The sequence below is a fragment of the Ginsengibacter hankyongi genome (assembly GCF_008710285.1).
Classification (GTDB): Bacteria; Bacteroidota; Bacteroidia; order Chitinophagales; family Chitinophagaceae; genus Ginsengibacter; species Ginsengibacter hankyongi.
This window is the reverse complement of the sequence record NZ_VYQF01000008.1, coordinates 1-23,609: the sequence shown is the minus strand read 5'-3', so window position 1 is coordinate 23,609 and position 23,609 is coordinate 1. Positions and strand designations below refer to the sequence as shown.

Here is a 23,609-nt window from a genome sequence, read left to right as displayed (position 1 = left end):
GCGTATTTTTTAATCACGATAATGGTTTTGCATGATTGTTTCATTTTAAAACATATTTAAGGAATATATATATTTAAAATGTCATTTACGCGATACCGTTAGTGTAGCATCCTGGTGGCTTAAAAAGAAACAAAGTAAAGTTTACTGCATAAAAAAAGGCTCCTATAGAAATAAGAGCCTTACTAACAATGCCTAGTTTATGAGAAATATTTTATCATTTTTAACTCTATTAATGTTGAGCCCACCATAATGGAGTCAGAACTTCATCAGCGCCACCCAACTCGCTAACTGCCTGGTTATAACCTGCAACATTACTGTTTTGCAACCCTGACGGATATTTCATGCGTTGCGGAAAGAACTGTACATTGCTGGTCATATAATTAGAACCAGTAAGTGCAGGCAGAGTTTGTATCGGACCTTCCAGTACCACGTTTTCAAAAAACGGCAATCCAAGTCTCCTGTGGTCGCTCCAAGTTTCCAAAGGCAACCAGGGAGTTTGAGCAATAAATTTTTGAGTAATGATCTTGGTAAGATGATCATTTTTTACAGTACCATTTTTATACAAATTATTTACAGGATAATTTATCGAAACTGTTCCTGGTGTTCCTGTCAAACCATCTACAAAATTCATCATATGAGTATTTCCAGGTTCAGTAGTATGGTTCCAACTTACTGATGTGCCGTCCCTGTTATAATCTGTAGAAGCTAAGTAAGTTGCCAAATAGCTGGAGGTTCCCCAATATTCAAAACTTTTGGCAATGCCTGTTTCATAAGCAGTTCGAGCATCCACTGGTGATGTCCATCCTCTCACTGCACCTTCAGCTAGAAGGAAATATGTTTCCCACGGGCCAAAAAATACCCGCTCAGCTGTTTGTGTTCTGAACTGATTTTTCAGAGATGGTGCCATACTTGTAGCGCTGCCAATATCCACCCCCTGAAAAAGCGTATTGTGCCAGTCGCCTTTTGTACCCCAGTTACCATCTGGTGTTGGGTTCCAGGTATATTTACCATCAATTGTTTTTATCACATTATTATTTACATCTTTTACATTGCCTACAGTATTTGAATTAACAGCTCCGCAGGTTCCGCTGGGAAATGAAGGGTCGCTACTGTTGCCCGGCATGTAAAAAATCTGATAAGCCCTTGGATCGATAGTATTGGGTAATCCGTTTAACCAATAAGCAGAAAATGGATTGTTTGTTTTTGTAGTAAGCTGAACAGGAAAGTATTGACCTGCATAGTCAGCGGGCTTAATGTTTGCAATCGCGTCCGCCTGGCCTGCAGGATCACTGATTACAGACGGAATTTGTGACTGTGTTGTAACGCCTCCAAGGTTTACAACCAGGTTATTAAAAGTAACTGCTTCCGGTGCCTGGAACCAACAGCGTGTATACATGCCCGAAAGGTCATCCCATCCCGGTTTTTCCTTTATCTGGAACATTTGTGATTTATCTGTAAGTAAAGGTCCCTTGGCAGCATCTTCAAATTCTGCCTGTGCTTTTGATGGATCAACTTCTGACAAGCGCATAGCTAAGCGAAGACGCAAAGAGTTGCCATAAGCCTGCCATTTTGCAAAATCAAATGAATATGCAGGATCTTCTTTGCTTACATCTGATGGCACTGCTGCTATCGAAAGATCTAATTTAGAGGTTGCATCCTTTAATTCATCAAGCATATAATAATAAACGGATTTTACATCCTTAAATTCCGGGTTTTTCCCCTGGAAAGCGCTTGTGGGCATTGAACCGAAATTATCACTCATTTCACTCAGCAAATAAGTGCGCCAAATGCGTGCAACCTGCATAAGATTATTAGTGTACTCTTTTTGTGTTCCAGCCGTAATTTGCTGTTTGGCTACATCAATGGCGCTATTAATAGTATTAAGTGCACCTGATTGATTATCGTAATATTCACCAATCCATTCATCGCTGTAACTGCCCCAGGAAAAAGTTGCACCATCTGCATCACTTACCTGGTGGCCTGCCGCTGCCCAGTAAAGTATAAACGCTCTTTCTGAAACTCCGGGATTCATTTGTGCATGAACAATGGAATTATCGATAAAATATTCCACTTGCACCTGTTCGGCACTGGCGGCAGTAGGATTTGTATTGATGTCTGTAATTTTCTTACAGGCTGTAAATAACAGAATCACTGTTATATATAAAGCTGATTTTTTAATTATGTGGTTCATTGCTTTGAATTTTTTTTGTTAATTATTAGAACCCTAAAGATAAATTGACATAAAATATACGAGATGTAGGCGGACTTGCGTTTTCAAAACCTACAGAAGGTGTACCTGTAGCGAATACTGATTCAGGATCCAGACCGTGCATGTGGCTGCTGATGAGCCATACATTATTGCAGGATACTGATACAATCGCTTTTTGAATAAAAGTACTATTCAATATTTTGCTGGGAAAATTGTAGCTCAATTGAATATTTCGTATTCTCACATTGGATGCATCGTACAAATTGGTTTCTGTAATTCCGGTATTTCCAGAACCTGCAGTGGCTCCCCAATATTGCTGTGTAGAAATCCTATGTGTATTTGCAACATATTTATTTGTGCTTGGATCAAGCAAAACTCCCTTCACTACCATTGAATCTCTTGAGCCATTGTTTACCGTGATAGCGGCTGTTCCGTTTCGCTCCATATTATCTAAAGTTTGAGAAAATATCTTTCCACCAAATCTTGCATCAAGTTGTACTGAAAGCCCAAAACCTTTATAAGAGAATGAATTGGTAAAGCCCAATAATGCCGTTGCCTGTTGGTTTCCTAACCTGGATATATCAGTAGTAGCTTGAGGTAGGCCGTTAGTGGTTAGGATAAGCTGGCCATAGTTAGCATCTTTAGCGTCGGCAACTCTAAGTAACTTTGTGCCGTAAATCTCGCCATAGGGTTGCCCTGCAACAGCCAAAATCTGGATATTATCAAAACCGCCACCAGGTAACTGATACTTGTTTACGTTAGGATAAATAGAAGGCACCGTGGTTTTATTGTGGGAGAAGTTAACACCGAGCGTCCAGTTTAAAGATTTCGGATTAGTCAGGATTCGGGCATCAGCAGTAACTTCTATACCTTTATTTTGAACATTACCAGCATTAATTATTCTGCCGCTGTATCCACTTAATGGGTCCATAGGAAGCGTAATTAACTGGTTGGTAGCATTCGATTTATATATAGAAACATCTAGACCAATTCTGTTTTGAAAGAAGCGTAATTCAGCACCGGCTTCGTAAGACTTAATTAACTGGCTTCTTACACTGTCATTGAACAATGTTCCGTTTCTTCCCGCAGTAGTGTTTCCGTTAGGATCTGTACCGATATAATAGGTATTATACAGTTCGTAGGGATTCAGATCACTACCTGCAGCGGCATAAGATGCTCTTAATTTTCCAAAACTAAACCATGAAGGAAGCGTGCCGCCCATTTGGTTAACCATATCTGTAAACACATAAGAAAGACTTACAGAAGGATAAAAATAAGAATTGTTTCGCGGGCTTAATGCAGATGACCAGTCATTTCGAAAAGTGCTACTCAAAAATAAATAACCATCATAATTTAATTCTACTGATCCATAAAGTGAATTGATTTTCTTTTGGCTAAATGCCTGGGAAACACCAGGATTCCCAATAGAGTTATTCACAGAAAACAAGTTCGGAACCTTCAAAGTTCCGGCGCTGCCATTGAGTTCAGACTGCTGCCATTTCATCAAGTTTCCACCCACCATAACAGAACCACCCAACCTTCCTAACAGGTTATCCTTTTTAGCGGTAAGCAACCCGCTATAATTGGTTTGCTGGTATGTTTGTCTTCCCAAACTATAATTTCCGGTAGTACTGCCGGGGCTTCCTGCATATAATTTTGCTTCTGTGTTTGTCGTATACATATCAGCGCCAGCGCTTGCTTGGCCCATGAGCCACTTCGTAAAATTATGCTTAACAGAGGCATACATTATGAAGCGGTTGCGGGTGTCTGAATTAAGGTTGTATTTTGCTGTCCAGTAAGGATTTGCACCACTCCCTTTTTGCCACCAAAACATTTTTCCGCTGGCATCTAAGGGATTTTCGAAATTGCGAATATCTAATGTTCGCGGTAAATTATTTATGGTACCAAAAATACTATAGTCTTGTCCTTCAATGGATCTGTTATCTGCGGTCGCATTAATAAATTGAACTTTAGTATCTAATGTCCAGTTTTCATTATTGCCAAATTTAGTTACTGCCCTCGCCGTAAGGTTATTGCGTGAAAGCTTTTGGCCTGGTATCATGCTTTTAACATCGAAACGATTATAAGAAGCATAAATAGAAGTTGAATTTAGTTGTTGCTGAAATGAAATGTTCTGATTGGAAATAACTCCATTACGAAAGAAATTTGCAACATTGTCATAAGGCTGAAGTTTAACCGGTTTACCTGACCAATCTGTTACTGTTTGCCCATTTATTTTTGGACCCCAACTGATGGTAGAAACAGAATCATACTTGCCATTACTTCCCTGCGCAAATGAATTCTGCATATCAGGATTGGTAAAGATGCTTTCAAATCCTACTGATGATGAAAGAGTAATTCCTAAACCGGGTTGCTTTTTACCTGTTTTTGTGGTAATTAAAATAACTCCATTGCCACCGAGAGAGCCATATAACGCAGCAGCAGCAGGCCCTTTCAATACACTAATGGAAGCAATATCATCCGGATTAATGTCGCTTAAACCATTACCCATGTCGAGTGATGTATTATAAAAGCCATTAGATGCACCAATACCTACACGTCCTGTAGAATTATCCATCGGAATTCCATCCACTACAATAAGGGGTTGCGAAAGCCCCGTTAAAGAATTATTTCCACGCAATATAATTTGAGAAGAACCTCCCGGTCCGTTACCTGCACGCACTACTTGCAGACCTGATACTTTTCCCGAAAGATCATTTACAAGATTCGTCTCTCTTGCTTCCACTAAAGTGGAGCCTTTTACTTCCTGAATAGAGTATCCTAAGGATTTTTTTTGCTTCTGAATACCTAGGGCCGTGACTACAACTTCGGCAAGTCTATTTTCCGCAGGTTCTAATGTTATGTCAAGTAAAGAATTTTTTCCTACAGTAACTTCTTTAGTTTTTAAATTTACAGCACTAAATACTAATACTGGGTTAGTGCCTTTTACCGAAATAGTAAAATGGCCATTTTCATCAGTAAGCCCCCCGGTTTTGGTGCCTTTAATAAGATAAGAGGCATTGGCGATAGGAGCATTGTCTGTGTTTTTGACTGTTCCTGTAATTTGCCTTTCCTGTGCTGACGTTACGACAACACAAAAAAACATCGAAAGAAACAGTAGCAGCCGTTTTGATTTTTGTTTCATTGTAATTTGGTTTTTTTTATACTTTTAAAATTTAGAGTCCATTGAATAATGCGTGTGTTATTTTTCAGTACATAATTTTTAAAATCATTTAATTATTGAGCAAGGTTATTAATTGTTTTGAATGCTTTTTATCATAGTTTTCTATTACGAGTGCCGCTCCCCCAATTAGCTCTGCGCTTTTACTGAAAGTTGATATGATTACTTTAGTATAAGCTGACAGCCTTGGGATGCAATACTTATTTATAGCATGCTGTATCGGAGCCAATAACATATTGCCTGCCGATGCACCTCTTCCACTTAATACTATCAATTCAGGATTGAATATATGGATAAGCGTAGCAATGCCTTTCCCAAGATCATAGGCCATGTTCAACAGCAACTCAACGGCCATTTGGTCACCATTAATGGCGGCACTAATAATTGTATTGCACGCTTCTTCAAAATCCGCGGGTATTTTCTTAATAATTGAAACGCGGCCTTTATCTAATTCCTTTTTTGCCTTTTCAATTACTACCAATAAAGAAGTTTCTGTTTCCAAACACCCGCTTTTTCCGCAGGCACATAGTTTATTGTTTTCAAAAAGCGGGATGTGGCTAAACTCGCCGGCAAAACCGTTATTTCCCCTAAACAATTTTCCATTAATAATCATTCCCAGCCCTACACCCCAGCCCAGGTTGATAACCATTGTGTTCTTTGTATTTATTGCTGAACCTAATTTTAATTCTGTTAAAGCTATGACGCTTGAATCATTATCTATGAAAACGGGAAGCTCAATTATTTCCTCTATATATGCCGGTATGCTTTCACCCTTGTGGTCTAAAAAAGAATAATTAACTCCCTTATCCACATCAACAAAGCCGGGCATACCAATTCCAACTCCTAGTATTTTATCTTTTTTTATTCCCGACTTTTTGATAAAGCCATTAATATATTTGGTGAGAGTAGAAAGTGAAGCGTCGTTATGTGAAAGAACCAGGTTATATTTTTGGCTAAGACTGATATCACAATTCTGCAAATCAATAATACCAATTCGGGTTACGAGCTGGTCCATCGCCACGGAAACTACATACATTTTCCCTGCAACCAACGAATATCGTTGCGGCCGCCTTCCACCGGTAGATGAGGCATAGCCACTCTCTTTCAAAATTTGCTCATCCACCAATTCATTCAAAATGCGGGTAGTTAAAGGAAGGCTCTTTTCAATTCGAATGCTTAATTCCAGCGCAGATAAAACATTTCCAAAACACAATTCTTTTAGAATCTTTCTCTTATAAAGCAGTGCTTTACTGGTCATTTTTCAAAATTAAATTTTTTATTGAACTTGCCAAAACTTTTTAAAAAATTTAATTAGTTCGAAATATTATTGCTTTATTTTTTTAAGTTATGAGGAAATCCATTTTTTATTTTGAAATTTAATAAGGCTTTAAAGAGCAACAACGAACGTTGCTTGGGGTAAGTGCATAGGTTGAAGTAGAACTAAGGATATTATCGATCCAACCGGGAATTGGCATATTTTTAAGCGCCGGCTAAAACTAACGTTTATATTTCCATCTAACAGTAGTAAAAACAATTTCACTGTAATTTCCCTTCTCGTACAACACGCCGATCTTTTCCCGCTCAATTTTACAATATCAGAATATCCGGTGTAATCACCCTCACTTCCATCTGCACTTTTATCTATAACATGAACTTTCGTCCAGGTTTTATGCAATAATATTTTTCCTTTGTATTCGCTACAGTTAATAAGCTTCCTTCATTCACAGGATCAATTAATGTATTTTCAAAATACGTAGTGTCCCAAGTTAATCCGCCATCACTGCTAACTGAAACGATACGTGCTTTAACGTAGCCACTTTGATTGCGGCTGTTCATCATCAGTTTACCCTCACTAAGTTCAATAGATACATTACTGCCGCCCTTATTTATATTCTCACTCAAATGAAAAGTGCTTCCATGATCAGCAGTAAAAAAGCCATGTGCTTCATAATCTTTAAAATGCGTTTTCGGGTTACCGTTAGAGTGGTTAGTAGGAATAAAAATTCTCCCTTTATATTTTCCATGTTGAAACTGCATGGCATGCCCCGGTGCATTGGCATAGCTGCGCCAATCTTCCGCAAAATTATAATCGGGGTTCATTTTTGGCTGTTTTGGGTTTATTCACCCAAGTCGTAATGTTTACTGCATCAGACCAGGTAACGCCATCGTAGGCTGAAGTTTTATATCAAAATTCACGTAGCCTATTTCCTTTTCTTACTTCGCCTTCATACTTTCTTTCATAAAAATATCAATATCACCTGACCCATCTACACGGACTTCTGCAAAGGCAAGCGGAAGCCCATTAGATAAAGCAATAATGGCTGGAATGCGAAAAGTTTTATATCCTTCAGTTCCCGAAACAAAAACAGAAACTGCTTGCCTGGAAAAACAGCTAATACAAAAAGTAAGTATTAAGTTACGGCAGGTTTTTTCATTGAACTTCCAATTCTGAAAACATTCCCAAAAAAAATTTGTTGCAGAAAAACATCATAACGGGCTATCATAACCGCTATTGAACGGCATAAAATTCCTCCCAATCGTTGTAAAAAAGCTACTGTTGAAGATTGATTAGTCTCTCAATTAAACGAGTCCCGGAGTCAGTGTTATCGGCAGTCCCGGCTTTTTCATCATTAAAAACCTGCAGGCACCATTGTATAATCTTATTACCGGGATACTTTTTTACCTCCTCCTGCAACCATTCAGCAGCCTTGGTAGTCGATTGAATTTTTTCCAAAGCCCATGCAGTTACGAGTTCATTTGCCGGGAAAAAATTAATAACGGTATTTTCAATTTTAGGATTGAATTCCATTATCTTTTGCAAGGATCGTTCTGCCTGCTTTTGCTGGCCAGCTTTTTCATAACACAGGTAACTCATCCAGTCTTCCAAACGCTCATCAATATTTTCCTGATAAGGTTTACCTGCTCCTAAATTTTGTGGCCATTTTTTTGCATCATTAATGTATGAAAGTGCTTTTTTATAATTTTTGCTCTTCATCTCATCCATAGCCTGCATTAACCCGGCTTCGTGATATAATTCTCGGCCGATAGTAGCGCCCTCAAAAGGAAGAATATTTATATGTAATAAAAGATCAAAGCATTCATGATAGCGTTTATTCAGCAATAATATTTTTGCATACAAAATACCTATAATGTAGTTTCCTGAATGAGCTTTATAAAAAGGCCCAACTACATCTGTTGCTTTCTCGTTTTCTTTATGATCGATATAATATTCACCGAGCATTTTATAATAACGCCAATTATCTTTATCTAAAGCAATGGCTTTTTGAAGATCAGTCAACGCCTGGCCGGTTGTAAATCCCGCGAACAGGAGTGACCTGGCAGCATAAAAGGGTGCATATGCGGGTTCGTTTCCGCAGGCCATAAAAAGTTGTTGACTTTCATTAATGCGATTCCTGTCTTTATATAATAAGCCGAGATAATATTTCGCTCTCCAGTTATTGCTTTGTTCTTTGGCCCAAATCAACATCTCTTCGTCTTCCGGGCGGAAAGGAAATACAAAAGCCGGAGATGAATTATCGGCTTCGGCTAATAATTTTGAAAATGATTTGCCTTGCTTATTTTGCAAAAAAGCCCGCCAGTAAATTGCAAGATCGTTTGAAGGACAAAGTTCTAAAACTTTTTCGCTTTCGGCATTACAGCCCCTGGCATAATAACTAATCGCTAATTCGAGGTAGGTTTGTGCAGGTTGTTCATTGGTTATAATATCAGCAAAATGTTGTTTGTTTTCTTCAGATGGTTGCCATAGATTTTTTTCAAATAACGCAAAATGATTTAATGGATCATACGATAAAATTGTATTCAATTCTTCGTCAGCAGCACGTTGATTATTTTCATAACGGTAAGCGATACACTGAGTTTGTAATGCAGAAACATTGTAACGGTTAAAGTCAGTTGCCTTAGACGCATACTGCAGTGCCTTGTCCCAATTTTTTTGTTTGATATATATATTACTTAAACCCGTACAAGCCTCACTTCTGTAGCCAACAGATAGACTCGCCAGGTCAAGTCCATCCATTGCATCGACAATATTGCCCAGCCTGGCATTAATAATTCCATAATAATAATTGGCGCCCCCGTCATTGGTATTAATGCTTAAAGCCCTTTTGGCAAATTGAAGCGCCTCACTGTAGCGCATGTTACGGTACATAAGTTCTGCCATCTCTACTAACGCCGGCAAAAAATTATGATCAGCTTTTATAGCCTCATTTAACTTGCTCTCTGCCGAATCATATTGTTTTTCGTCAGAAAATTCTTTGCCCTGTATATATAATCCATACGCCGAATTCCAGGCAAAATCTTTTGGTGCCTCAAGCGGGCGGCTTAAATCATAAGCGCCGGGTTTTGAATTATAGATAAGTTTGTTACCTCCAACTGTTATTAATAAATCGTTGGGATCAATATTTATCTTAACGGAATCAACAAATGTTTTAAGTGGATAAGCTTGAATTCGTTTATTGTAAATGATTTGATCACCTGCCTTCACTTCAAGATCATCATTCATTTTTTGGACAGGATTAAAATAAAGTTTCAGCCAGCCATTTTCATATTTTACGTTCAAAGCCCCATATTCATTGGCTTCCACAAAGCCTTTTGTATTTAAAACAGGATACCAGTATTCCGTCCATACATCAGTTCCATAAGGTGCGAAACTTTTATGTTTAAAGGGTGTAAATGTACTTTTATCAGCGGTTTGATTAAACAATCTCCCCGATTGCAATTCAACATATTGGCCATCTGTATCGGTTAATAATTTCTCCCATATCATTCCTTGTTGCGATAACCCCCATATCCATATTTTCTTCCCTGCTTTATTATCATGAGCGGAATATCGCGCCATTCCAAAATCATCATCATGCCAGTACGCCCCGAAAAAATCGGTATACTGCCCAAATACATGATAAGATTTATACCCGCCAAAATCATTGTTTTCGTAAAAAGATATTTTCTTTCCGTTCTGCTTATTTACAGGCCAGTCACTATACTCACCTTCATGCCCGAGGTAATGATTTCCGCGATACAAAAACTCAAGATTTCCTTTAGCTTTTAATCCCGTATTCATCCAATGATAATAAGGTTCTTCAAGATCGGTATTATTATACCAAAAAGATCTTGTTGTAAAATAAGCTTTGTCCTTAGGCAAATTGATTTCGATTGTCCAGTTGGTATTGGTAAGCAAATCCAGGGTGCCGATAATGCAACTCACACTACCATCTTCGTTCTTTCGCGTTGTGTAATCCACTGGTGTAGCACAATTGGGCGTATGCCCCATAATTCCATAGTTGGCCTCCAGCCCTCCGCTTGTCCATGGACCACGCAATGCAACATCGCGAAACTTAACCGCGTGATTATAATAAAAAAAAGAGCGACCCGTTGATTTCTCGACAGCCGACCAAATCTTTCCTCCAATTTCCGGCAATATTATGATTTTAATAAAATCATTTTCAAGCTCAACAACTTTCCATTCTTTTTGTACGGGTTTATCCGTAAATCCGTCGTACCGGAAATAGGGATACATTTTAGTGAATGAGGGAACAGGATTAGGATCTGAAAAAGGATAGGTTGTAAAAGCTTTATTATACTCATGAATTACTGCATCGCTTTGTGCAATGCATGAATAGCACACGCAGATAAATACGATTAAAAATAATTTCCGCATATTGAAAATTTTAAATTGCATTTAATTAAGAGGATGAACCAATCGCTTGTTACCCGTTTATTAATGGGTAAGCATTAATATTCATCGTTTAGCGCAAAAACAGGTTTTCTAAACATCCATTGTCCCCCGGTAAAATCAGGAAACTCGACCGTCTGATTGCCTAATTCAATTGATTGCTCACTCAATGGTGAAATAACGCTCCAGGTTGCAGCATCATAGACATCTAACGGCGTTGGCGTTTTATGCTTGATGGATTCAACAAATGCATGAATCACAAAGAAATCCATGCCACCATGACCAGCACCCGCAGTTTCTTTGCTCCATCTTGCCCAAAGGGGGTGATCATATTTGTCTAACCATTTTTTTTCATCGTCCCATTGGTCTTCATTTGCAGATTTTTCCTGTATATAAATCGTCTTGCTTACATCCATCCATAATCCTTCGGTGCCCTGTACACGAAAACCTAATGAATATGGTCTTGGCAAATCGGTGTCGTGTTGTAATAAAATAGTTTCACCGTTGGCGCAGTTGATTGAAGTGGTGACCACATCACCTAATTTAAAATTAACTTTTGCATTGGGATGATTTTCACCACCCCATTTGGTAATATAATTATGAAGTCCTCTTGATTTAGACGAAAAAGAACATAAAGAAAGAAAACGATTACCACGGTTAATGTTTATGTAGTTCGCTATGGGGCCGATTCCATGCGTCGGGTACAGGTCACCGTTACGATGAACAGAATGTTCTGTTCTCCAATGTGCTTCGGAATATGCTTTCTCCCCAAACTCAACACCATGCTCTTTTCCGGCGTAACCATTATTAAATTTTACTCCGCGCAGATCATGCTGGTAGCCGCCCTGTAAATGAATTAATTCCCCAAACAATCCCTGGCGCACCATATTTAAAACAGCCATAACATCCCGGCGATAGCAAACATTTTCCAGCATCATAACATTGGCATTGTATTTTTCAGCTGCCTTCACAACATCCCAGTGATCCTGCAACGACAGACCCAATATCACTTCGGTTGCTACATATTTAAGACCCGCTTCCAAAGAACCCATCACCATCGGTTTATGCCATTCCCATGGAGTTGCTATAACCACTCCATCCAGGCCACCTTTAATTTCTAACATCCTCTTCCACGCATAATTATCACCGGTAAAAATTTGCGGCATTTTTTTACCGCTCTTTGCAATTATTTTTTTTGAATCTTCAAGTGCATGCGCTTCTACATCGCAAATGGCAACGAGGTCAACATCATCTCTTCTCAGCAACAGATCAAGATGACTTTGCCCTCTGCCGCCAACACCCATTATTGCCATCTTAACTTTCGGCTCGCCATCTCTTACAAAAAATTTTGTTGATGGTGCAAACGCAAAAGCTGCCGCTGCAAGGCCGCTTGTTTTTACAAATTCTTTTCTGTTCATAAGATTTAAGTGGTTTTTATTTTATAATTAACAGCCATCCTTTGCCTTTTTCAACAAAAATTTTTTCATCTGATTGAAAAGTCTTTGCATGTTGAAAATTTTTAACTTCGGGTGCTGTAATGGTTGCTTTGGCCGGCTCAATCCCTAATTTTTTCCAATCAATATTTAATTGCACGTACACTTCGTCGTTAGCCCAGCTGGCAATCGACACCAACACCTTGCCTTCTTTTTTATAAATAGTGGCTAACACGCTGTCGTTACTGGTTTTTACCGGGTTATCATCTACCCAATAACCAATCATCTTTGTGCCTTTCATTCCAAAATCATCCCATACTTTCCAGATAGGACGAGGATCTGCATTATCACTCCATGGCATCCGGTTCGTCATTCCATAAACCATTCCACGCCATGGATTGCCACCACCCTGCAACATTTCTCCCATTAATCCAAAAGGAATTCCGCTTACTTCGGTAAGAAAAAAATCAGGATTATTTTTTTCATAATCAAAGTATTCGCCAAACCAAAGACGATTGAGGTACGGAAAATTTTCCATGTACAAATTAGCGCTGTTATTAAACCCGTCATTTTTATCATACTGATTGGCAGAATGTAAATCAATTATCCCCGGATGCCCATCTTTTGTAAGCACTCTTTTTATGCGCTTCATGGTTACACGGTCAAATGCAACATCATCTAGATAAATTCCATCAATCCCCACATTTTGCGTAAGCCAGTTCATGCCTTCTACATAATAATTATGCCAGCGGTTCATTCCACTGTTAATGATCGCTGCATCTTTTAATTCAGGAACAAACCATGCTGCAATATAATCATCTCCCAAATGCTCCTGCAGCCAACTAAATCCGCCACCTTTACCTGTTGAATAAATTTCATGGCCCAAACTTCTTAATGCAAAAGTTTCATACGCATGATTTGATAATTCACGAATGGTGTTATAAATTTTTACCTTCAATCCAGCATTATGTGCTGAATCAATATATGCTTTCATCAATTTCCATGCAATGAACGGATAATTAATATATGGATTAATGGCAGTTGCATGATGTATGTTGATAATAGTAGCACCAGTTTCTTTAATGCTATCAATTGGCTTGTAAGCATGATAAAACCTGGTTGCCCATTGAAAATCGGTATTAATAGTATGAAAGGGCGTTATGAGTAAATTGAAATTGTAATACAGTACATCTCCTTTTTTCATTTGGCGCTCACCGCTATAATTATTGGCAAGAATAGATTTACCTTTTACTCCGATAGTTATTCCGCCTTTGTTTTCATTGCCCCACGAAGAAGGCAACAGTAAAGGTTTTTGCAAATAAAAATTGGTATTTAACGGACGGACATATTTATCATCGCGAAGCGAATATTGAAGCCCGGCATTTACATTTCCTATCCATGCACCATCCTGGTTTTTATGTGCTACATCCCATTTCCATTCAAAATTTTCAGGCCGGTAACCTCCTTTCTGACCGAGCCCCATCATGTATTTTGCAACTTCCTTCTTAAAAGGAATATGCATCACGATGTCTTTAAAACTAACATCCTGCAAAGCAGTCACTTTAACTTTATACGACATAAATCCATCAAACTCCAAAGACGCAGATACTTCCATTTTCAACGAATCACTGCTGCTGGTAACTTGCCACTGAACAGTTCCAGGTTCCTTTTTAATGAATTGCACTCCCTGGCTTTTAAGAACCATATTTTTCCCATCGCTCATTTTTGTGAAATGAAAATGAATAGGCTCGGTTAATAGATCGTTTGGCTCCTTTGAATACTCCGTCATTTCAGGTGTAAAAAAAGTTTGAATCTGTTGGGGAAATCCGTCTTTATTAATAACAACTTTTCTTCCCAGCAAACCAACAGTGTCGTTATTCACGACAAGCGCTGTGTAAGGCGCTATCAAGGTGTTCTGTTGAGCCATAGTTGAATTGAGCCATCCTAGTCTTGTCATCTTCCAGGGCTCATTCACGCCCCCGTTCTTAGCAACCGAATTACTAACAGTAACGGTTAATTGAATTTCTTTGGGTGATTTTCCATCTGCCGTAATGATCACTTTTCCTTTGTAAGTTCCCGCTGTTGCATTTACCGGCACATCAATGCCACACCATAATGCCTGTACTTTGTTTGGTTCAACATTCAATGTTTTAGTGAAAGGAATTCCATCGTAGTCAACACCATTAGTATTTATACAAAAAATATTATTTGAAGAAATAGTTTTACCGGCTGAAGTCTTAAGATTGGTAAAATTGATTTTTACATTCTCAAGATTTTCAAATGCGTAGATGCCTAATTGAAAAGCAAAGTTTTCTCCTTTCATCGCCTCACCTTTAAAATAATTTTTTGGGCCGATTTCGATCCAGCGTTGCGGTAGATCGTTTGTCATTCTTATAGAATGCAAGCGGTCTTCAGGAAAAATTAAATAGGATTGGGATTTATTTTTTTGAATCAACCGTTCTGTTTCAGACTTTGTCGCAATAATTTCCATCGGGTAAAAAGTATTGAACGAGTCGATAGATTGAATTTCTTTTACCGAAGCCAGGGGAATATTGCTGTTGTTATTTAAACCACTGAGCCATTTTGCGGAAGCGGTTGAATCCGGCTTTAAATAGATACCTTTTGGATAATTGGAACGGCCTTCATTTTTATAAGGCATGTAATACAAATAATAAGTACCAGCCCCTGACACAGGTTCGAAATAAACTTCACCAACCTCACGGGTAAGCGTACCTGTTTTTATATTTAAGATCCTTTCCTTCGTTTTGGCGTCCTCGACTATGATTCTTTTAGCCTGTGGATTTTCGTCTCTCCTTCGCCATGGAATGATGGCCTTTGCATATTTTCCCTGTTTATTAAAAACGAGAACTACCCTGTGATTGCCCAGTGAATCAGGGTTCCAGCAATTGGTACAGTTACTAAATTTTAGCTCCTGGGAAAATGCCGCCGAGGCTATACTGAGAAAGATAAATACCGATAAAACTTTTTTCATTAATGAAATTTAGTAAACTGATTAAACGGCTATAACAACCAGCCTAAAACTACAAGTTTACCGTAATAAATGAACAGGCAAACGTTTGCACAAGATTGACATTGTAGTTTGTAAAATATTATGCCGCAGTCGCCACGGCTTTAAGCGCAAAAGGCTTTCCCACTTTGAACCCTTTAACTGCATAGTAAAAAATATATACATAACACGGAAACATGCAAATTAAAAATGATAATGAATTTGAAAGATGTGCGCTATCCCTGAGACTGGTATAGATCAATGGAATAATGGCCCCGCCTGCAATGCCCATGATAAGCAAGGCAGATGCAAACTTGGTAAACTTTCCCAACCCATCAATAGCTAATGGAAAAATCGCAGGCCACATCAATGCGTTTGCGAGGCCCAACAGTGCAATAAACGTTATAGAAACATAACCGGATGAAACAAAAACGCCAATTGTAAAAATTGCACCAAGAATCGCGGAGATAGCCAGCGCCCTTTGTTGTGAAATAAATTTAGGAATAGTAAAAATGCCAATAACATAACCGGCCAGCATTGCAAACAACGTAAACGCAGTAAAATATTTTGTTTGGTCCAGGGGCATGCCCATGTGTTTGCCATAAGTACCAATCGCATCGCCGGCCATTACCTCCACACCAACATACAGGAAGAGGCATAACACACCCAACATTAAATGGGGATATTGAAACACGCTTGTTTTTTCCGGACCCGGTTTGTAAGTATCGGTTTCTTTTTCATCTGATGCAATTTCCGGCAAGGATGATTTGGTAATCATAACGGCCATGATAACTAATACGATCGTGATAATTATGTATGGAGTGATCACCCTGTGTGCAAGATCGTTCAATAGGATTTCTTTTTCATTTACATCAGTAGCAGACATAATTTTTTCTTCGATTGAGGTTGCATTTTTTAAAACCAATCCACCCACAATTATAGGGCTTAGCATACCCGCAGTTTTATTACAGATACCCATTATACTAATTCGCTTTGCTGCGCTTTGAATGGGGCCAATAATACTGATGTAAGGATTGGAAGCGGTTTGGAGCAGCGCCAGTCCCATCCCCTGCACAAACAAACCTGTAAGAAATAAACCAAAATTCCTTGCATTGGCAGCCGGGATAAAAATAATGGAACCGATGGCCATAACAAACAATCCCAGCGCCATACCATTTTTATAACCGGTCTTTTTTAAAACATAAGATGACGGGATGGCGAGGAAAAAATAAGCCATGTAAAAACTGAAGGTTACAAAAAATGCCTGTGTATCGCTTTTTAACTGGCAGGCGAGTTTTAAAAAAGGGATAAGCGTTCCGTTGAGCCATGTTACAAAACCAAATATAAAAAACAGGATGCCGATGATTATAACGGCGTAGGTTGTTCGATTTAATTTTTTCATTAAAGGTTTTTTTTGATACTATTCAGCCAGGTAAATAATTATTACAGGTTACAGATGGTAAAAATTGAAACTATCGTTTTAAAAGAATAAATGAACAGGCAATCGTTTGCATGAAATCATTCAAAACCATTCTCAATGGTGAATTGCTCACCTGCATTCATTTTAATGATGACAACTCCATCTTTTACCACGAACTTCTTTGCGGCATCAGAAAGATAAAATGTTTTGAAAGGAAGTTTTAAATGCAATGTTCCTTCCTGTTCGGCACGTACTTTAACTTCGTCTATTGTTCCGCTAGTTTTGACAGCACTGATCAAAAAAGCGCCCTCTGCACGTAAATTATTAAAACTTACCTCTTTCCAAGAGGCTGGTATTGCAGGGAAAATCTCTATAACACCGCTATAACTCTGCAATAACATTTCCTGCAATCCCTGTGCAAATGCAAAATTTCCTTCTAATGTAAAAGGCCGGTACGTAAACTTAGAATATTGGCCACCCTTCTGGTCTCCGTTTAAATGAAAGCTGTTGGGCGAACAAAAATTGGATGCAAATATTTTTAATTCCTTCGCGGCACTGTCGCCCTGCTTAGCTCTTGCATACAGGGAAGCAGCCCAGCTAAATGAATAACCGCACCATTCATCAGTGCCGGTTTTTTCCATCCAGCGTAATGATGAATCTATAATCATTTTATCATGCGCATTATTTGCGTTCAATAATCCCAGCGGATAAATTGACATCAGATTCGAATGATGGCGATGAGAAACTTTTCTTGTAAAACCGGGAGCAATGGTAAGACCGGTTTCATTAATATCCAATGCAGGCAACTCGGCATTTATCTTTTGCCAATGTATTGCCTCATCTTTTTTATTCATAGCGGTGGCACATTCTGCTGCTGCTTTAAAAGCGAATTTCATCAGGGACAAATCGTAGTTAGTAGCATTGGTAAACCATGCACTAATATCATTGTCGTTATATTCCGGGCTGGAACTTAAAGGCAGTTTGCGTTTCCCGTTTTCGATGTAAGAGATGTTTTCAAGAAAGACGGCCACTTCATGCAGATAAGGATAGGCTCTTGTTTGCAGGAAGTTCTTATTCATTGAATATTTCCATTGCCAGTAAAAATGCTGCGAGAGCCATGCAGCAATTGTTGGTGATAATGAATACTGAATCCATCCACCCATTGGGTAACCAGATAGTGTTACAACCCCGGGAACGTTCAAACCATCAACATCAAAATATTCCCTTGTATATTTTTCATTTTCTTTTTTAATCTTCCAAAGCCAATCAGTAAAGGTCTTTGCCTCCTGCAAGTGGTTGGAGGTATAAGAAGGCCAGTAAGAAAGTTGTGTATTGAGATCGTTATGAAAATCGCCTTTCCATGGCGGGAGGTTGCCATTATCCGCAGTCCAAATAGCCTGCAAAGTTATAGCGGGAGCGCCTTCCCGGGCAACGCAGCCCAACTTGTATAATTCAAGATAATATTGCTTTTCAATTTGTTTATCGGGTATCGACACAGAAGATTTGTTCCAAAAGTTTTTCCACCACAAACAATGCCTGGCAAAACTGGTGTCAGCAAATGCAGAAGCATCCTGTGTTTTCACGTTAGCTCGGGCTTTATTGATATACCAAATTCCCCTCACTTCATTGCCCTGTTCTTTCCACTTCACCGTTATCACATACACGTAACCGTTAGTTATAGGTTGTGTATATTGAAGAAAGTTTTTTCGTTTAAGAATATCACCCTGTTGATATCCTAATCTTTCCAATCCCTGGCCCTCCACGGAATTCCCTGCAACGCCTTTCCTGTTAGTGCGATAAGGCGGTGCAATAATACTGGCAGCAATATTTTTTGAAATATTCTTAAAAGTGAAAACACCACAGCCGGCATTTGCACAAACATACGTTTCCAGCTCGATACCGCTCTCCCACTCTACTTTGCAAAGCGCATGTTCAACGTCCAGCATTGAAGTTTTTATTTTGCCGAAAGATGTCATGTCGAATTCTATAGCGCCTGCGGGAAGTTTTGTTGGATAAGGATATGCCTCATAAGGAACATCTCCCAATTTTTGGACCGTGTCATATTGCTTTTTGGCAACCTGCTGCTGTACCCATTTAAAATTGAACTTAGAAAAATCTATCACTGGCCTTTCGTCCCACAAATCAGCCCGGTCAAGGGAAAATCGAAGCTTATCATTTTTTTGCCAGACCAACGCACCTAACATGCCATTCCCTAAGGGGATCGCTTCGTCCCACCTTTTAGGCAACGAATCAAATACAAGATTATCATTTATGCTTACCTGTGAGGTTGCTGCATGAAAGAAAACCAAAGAGAAAATAAAAAGTAAAGGAAGGGCTTTTAACATCAGTCACAATTTATAAAATTTGTAAGCAAGATAAGGGCTACACAGTCAATAGCGAATTTAAAAATCTCGTGAGATATTCGCCTTCATACCCGGAATTTATCTCCTCCCTGAGTCATATGGTTCCACTGCGTTAATTAGCGCAGTGGCAACGCACCCGGTAATATCAAAACATGAGTTAGCAGGCACGTAAGTACAATCGGATAAGCAATTAACATATTTAATGATTGTTAACAACGCCTTGATAGCACCTCGTCGTGGTCAAGTAATTCACCATGCCACTTTTACAACGCAGCAACTGATTTTTCATTCGCTATTTTTTGGTTTAGATTATTGTTAATAAGTACATCTTACTATGATAACATATCGCAATTTTTCTTTGGCAAATTAATATTGTATTAAATGCTTCGGAACTAAATTGACATATTTTATTTATAAATGCTGTACCTGGAATCGTTGTGCAGCCGAAGTTTTGCTACGCAAACGATTGAAAAATCAGCGCAACCGTTTGTTCTATTTTTCAACAACATGGATTTTTTAAAATAAAAAAACAAAAACGGCCTATGAACGTGCAAGATGATTTTACAAAAAAAATTTCAATGGCTGATTTAGAATTGGTCAAAAACAAAATCGACATGATACGAGGGAACTTTTCGCGCAATCGATTGATCAACCAACTAAACCTCCGTATCGTTTTCAGCATTTGTTGTAATTTGCGGACTTAGTGCTTATGGATAATAAATTACCAACTCTTAAAGAAATTGCCAGGCGTTTGAAATTTTCTGTTTCAACTGTATCCAGGGCATTGCATGACCACCCGAGTATAGGGCTTCGCACTAAAATGCAGGTAAAGCAGTTAGCAAAAGAATTAAATTATGAGCCTAACCAAACAGCCTTGTTCTTTAAACAACAAAAGACACATACCATAGGTGTTATACTGCCGAACCTCAAAGAAGAATTTTTTTCTCAAGCTATAAATGGTATAGAAGACGTTGCCAAAATAAATAAGTATAGTGTATTAATAGGTCAATCGCATGATGATATAGACCAGGAAAAACAAATTGCGATAGCAATGAAAAATCAACGGGTAGACGGCCTGATTGTTTCTATATCAAAGCATACCAAAAATTACGACCACTTTATCAGCCTGCGAAAATATAATATACCCGTTGTATTTTTTGACAGGGTTCCCGATCTCCCGACGGTTCATAAAGTAGCTTCCAATTTCAATACCGGCACAAAACAGGCAATTGAATTTCTCATAACGAAAGGGCATAGACGAATTGGTGTTATTAATGGCCCCGAAGAAATGAAGTCGAGTAAGGAAAGAATTATAACCTACATGGAAGTGTTACAAAAAAAGAGAATTAAAATCGATTTATCTCTCATTGTAACTACAGACCTGACACAGGTAAAAACTTTCGAGGCTATGAAAAATTTATTGGATTTAAAATATCCTCCAACAGCCATCTTAACAATTAACGACTATGTTGCATTAGACGCAATTCAATATGCAAGAAAATCGAAGCTTAAAATAAATAAGGACATTTCTTTTGTTAGCTATGCTAATTTACCGATAATAAATTACCTCGAGTTTCCGCCACTTGCATCTGTTGAGCAATATCCTTATGAGCAGGCAAAAAAAGCAACTGAAATATTATTCGATCTGTTTAATGCTGATAATATACCAGATGAGGAGGAAAAAAAATATCATAATATTCTAATTGAAGGACAGTTGATAATTCATAAAAAATAGAAAATTTCGTTTAGGGCATACACAATTTTAAAACTTTACCAGGATATTATTCTTATAAAAATTGAACAATCGGTTGCGCACATATAATAGCAGTAACTCGCATAAGTTTGTTCAATAACGATCAACAATGAATATCATTTAATGATGGAAGAAATCTTTTCTGCGTATAACTTATCGCAGAACCAGCTTGACGTGGAACTCTTTGGAAACGGGCTCATTAATAAAACATGGCGGATAAAAAATTCGCACGATGATTATATTCTTCAAAAAATTAATCATACGGTGTTTAAACACCCGGAGGCAATTGCCGCTAATGTAAGAATGTTGGCGGATTACCTTGCCAACGCTTATCCTGACTTCTTATTTATCAGACCAATAAAAACAACAACCAACGAAGAAATTGTGCACATCCATGGCAAAGGATATTTCCGTCTTTGCCATTACGTAAGGCAATCGCATACCATTAACGCGGTAGAGAAAAAAGAGCAGGCTTATGAAGCTGCCAAAAAATTTGGCCAGTTTACAAAACTATTGTCGGGTTTCCCAATTGATAAATTAAGGGTTACGTTACCCGATTTTCATAATCTTTCGCTAAGGTACCAGCAATTTACTGAAGCTTTAGAAAATGGGAATAAAGAGAGGATTCAACAATCAAAAGAGTTGATCAATTTCATAACTAAAAATAAAAAAATTGTTGAAACTTATGAACATATATTACACAATCCTGCTTTTAAATTAAGAGTTACACATCATGATACAAAAATAAGCAATGTACTTTTTGACAAAAATGATAAAGGATTATGTGTGATTGACCTTGACACGGTAATGGCAGGATATTTCATCAGTGATGTGGGCGACATGATAAGAACCTACCTGTCACCTGTAGACGAAGAAGAAAAAGATTTCTCCAAAATAAAAATACGAGAAGAATATTTTGCTGCAATCTGGAAAGGCTATATGAGTGAGATGAGTAATGAATTATCAACCGAAGAAAAGAATCATTTTATTTATGCCGGCAAATTCATGATATACATGCAGGCAATTCGCTTTCTTGCAGATTATTTAAACAATGATGTTTATTACGGCGCTAAATATAAAGATCAGAATTTTGTAAGAGCCGGTAACCAAGTAATGTTGCTTCGCCGCTTGATGGAAAATGAAGCAAGTTTGCAAAGACTTATAGAAGGTAAATAATTTTTTCAAGCCCGTATATCTCTCTTCCAATATAAATACCAAATAATAACGTCCTGCAAGTTGTTAGCAGAAGTAATAAAGGTTAAGAATTAGTAGATAGCGGATTATTAGCCGTGTGAGGTTTTGGCGGACTTTCGAAATCAACTTACACTTCATTCGCCAGTACACTAAATTTTTCAATCGTTTCTTATATCGTTAATTCTTCGTTTGAGATAGTTCGATGCTGTTGTCATCTTCTAACTATACATCTTTTCAAACACTGCCGTCGTTCACTCCTCTAAAAAACCCCACTGACTCCGCAATGCCCGGCAAAGGATCTTTCATATCCTTTTCAAACTCGATACTGCAATGTCCTGTATAATTTATCTTGCGTAGTGCTTTTATCAATGCCCGGAAATTAATAATGCCCCGCCCTGCCTCTATTGCCTCACCGTCCTTTTGCGCCTTTGTTACATCTTTAATGTGCAGATCAAATATTCGACTGCCGTAATGTAAAACAGCTTGTGAAGGATCAACTCCTGCACGCATTGCATGGCCTATGTCCAGGCAAAGCCCCATACGGGAATCTCTGGTTTTAATTCTTTTGTAAGCTTCTTCAGGGGAGGAATACAATTTGTCTTCGGGCCCGTGATTATGGATAGCCAGTCTTATATCATAGGCTTTTACCTGTTGTTCTGTATAATCAATAAGATCATAATCAGGCACCCCTATTATGAGAGGCACACCTACTTTCTTTGCATAATCAAATGCCCGATCAACTGCATCCCTGGTTTTCATATAAATAACGCCAACCGCATAGACACTAATATCTCCGTCCTTATATTGTTTTATTATCGCATCAATTTTTTCTTGTGAACTATCAAGAGGCAAATGAAAATCCTTAATTGACATATAATGAATACCGATTCTTTGCATCATTTGAATTGATTGTGTAATATCAAAATGAACAAAAGTATAATCAGCAATGCCGATGGATAAATCATTTGAGCCAGGCGCATAGTTAATAACCCTTGCACCCTTGTCGATAAGTGGATGCAAAGTGGTGGCCGCTAAGCTAAGGGTTGACGTTCTGATGAAATTTCTTCTGTTTGCCATATTTAAATATTTTAATTAATAAATTACATTAACTACAAGAGCTTCACAGTTAACATTGTTTAGATGCAATTAATTTCCATTTTTTTGGCTTAATAACTAATTAGCATTTTTTTACTGAATCAGAAAAAACAGATTTATAATTAGAGCAGGTTATTTAAAGCGTCCTGCTCCGTTTTAACCTCATAAACGCATTTCATTTAGCCGCTGTTATCGTAAATTCCTTTTTCAATTTTATGTCTTCGCAGGATGCTCCGATTCTTACTTCAAATTCTCCCGGTTC

Annotated in this window: 12 protein-coding genes; 2 read left to right on the top strand and 10 right to left on the bottom strand. The window is 38.2% G+C overall.

Going from position 1 to position 23,609, the window contains the following annotated elements:
* Positions 1 to 229 precede the first annotated feature (229 nt).
* The 9 genes from FW778_RS18825 to FW778_RS18785 form a co-directional block, all read right to left on the bottom strand.
* Positions 230 to 2,191: a SusD/RagB family nutrient-binding outer membrane lipoprotein gene (locus tag FW778_RS18825; protein WP_202552348.1), complete on the bottom strand. Its 1,962-nt coding sequence runs from the start codon at positions 2,189 to 2,191 to the stop codon at positions 230 to 232.
* 25 nt (positions 2,192 to 2,216) lie between these two features.
* Positions 2,217 to 5,354 (bottom strand): SusC/RagA family TonB-linked outer membrane protein, encoded by a 3,138-nt coding sequence (locus tag FW778_RS18820; protein ID WP_150416411.1) that lies wholly within the window; start codon positions 5,352 to 5,354, stop codon positions 2,217 to 2,219.
* Between the two features lie 88 nt (positions 5,355 to 5,442).
* Positions 5,443 to 6,648 carry an ROK family protein gene (locus FW778_RS18815; protein WP_150416410.1) on the bottom strand — a complete coding sequence of 402 codons (1,206 nt, stop codon included), beginning with the start codon at positions 6,646 to 6,648 and terminating at the stop codon, positions 5,443 to 5,445.
* Between the two features lie 383 nt (positions 6,649 to 7,031).
* Positions 7,032 to 7,490, bottom strand: coding sequence for an exo-alpha-sialidase (locus FW778_RS23280; protein ID WP_202552347.1), 459 nt, complete (start codon positions 7,488 to 7,490; stop codon positions 7,032 to 7,034).
* 451 nt (positions 7,491 to 7,941) lie between these two features.
* Positions 7,942 to 11,067 carry a DUF5107 domain-containing protein gene (locus FW778_RS18805; RefSeq protein ID WP_150416409.1) on the bottom strand — a complete coding sequence of 1,042 codons (3,126 nt, stop codon included), beginning with the start codon at positions 11,065 to 11,067 and terminating at the stop codon, positions 7,942 to 7,944.
* 74 nt (positions 11,068 to 11,141) lie between these two features.
* Positions 11,142 to 12,500: a Gfo/Idh/MocA family protein gene (locus tag FW778_RS18800; RefSeq protein ID WP_150416408.1), complete on the bottom strand. Its 1,359-nt coding sequence runs from the start codon at positions 12,498 to 12,500 to the stop codon at positions 11,142 to 11,144.
* A 16-nt stretch (positions 12,501 to 12,516) separates the two neighbouring features.
* Positions 12,517 to 15,507 carry a glycoside hydrolase domain-containing protein gene (locus FW778_RS18795; RefSeq protein ID WP_150416407.1) on the bottom strand — a complete coding sequence of 997 codons (2,991 nt, stop codon included), beginning with the start codon at positions 15,505 to 15,507 and terminating at the stop codon, positions 12,517 to 12,519.
* A gap of 118 nt (positions 15,508 to 15,625) precedes the next feature.
* Positions 15,626 to 16,924 carry a sugar MFS transporter gene (locus FW778_RS18790; RefSeq protein WP_150416406.1) on the bottom strand — a complete coding sequence of 433 codons (1,299 nt, stop codon included), beginning with the start codon at positions 16,922 to 16,924 and terminating at the stop codon, positions 15,626 to 15,628.
* Between the two features lie 116 nt (positions 16,925 to 17,040).
* Complete coding sequence (locus FW778_RS18785; RefSeq protein ID WP_150416405.1) at positions 17,041 to 19,287, bottom strand: glycosyl hydrolase family 95 catalytic domain-containing protein; 2,247 nt, start codon at positions 19,285 to 19,287, stop codon at positions 17,041 to 17,043.
* A gap of 727 nt (positions 19,288 to 20,014) precedes the next feature.
* Here FW778_RS18785 and FW778_RS18780 point away from each other — a divergent pair.
* Together FW778_RS18780 and FW778_RS18775 are read left to right on the top strand one after the other, a co-directional pair.
* Positions 20,015 to 21,040 carry a LacI family DNA-binding transcriptional regulator gene (locus FW778_RS18780; RefSeq protein ID WP_150416404.1) on the top strand — a complete coding sequence of 342 codons (1,026 nt, stop codon included), beginning with the start codon at positions 20,015 to 20,017 and terminating at the stop codon, positions 21,038 to 21,040.
* Positions 21,041 to 21,181: 141 nt separating this feature from the next.
* Positions 21,182 to 22,234: a phosphotransferase enzyme family protein gene (locus FW778_RS18775; RefSeq protein WP_235906442.1), complete on the top strand. Its 1,053-nt coding sequence runs from the start codon at positions 21,182 to 21,184 to the stop codon at positions 22,232 to 22,234.
* Positions 22,235 to 22,486: 252 nt separating this feature from the next.
* On the opposite strand, the gene FW778_RS18770 is transcribed toward FW778_RS18775, so the two are convergent.
* Positions 22,487 to 23,329 (bottom strand): sugar phosphate isomerase/epimerase family protein, encoded by an 843-nt coding sequence (locus tag FW778_RS18770; RefSeq protein WP_150416403.1) that lies wholly within the window; start codon positions 23,327 to 23,329, stop codon positions 22,487 to 22,489.
* Positions 23,330 to 23,609 lie beyond the last annotated feature (280 nt).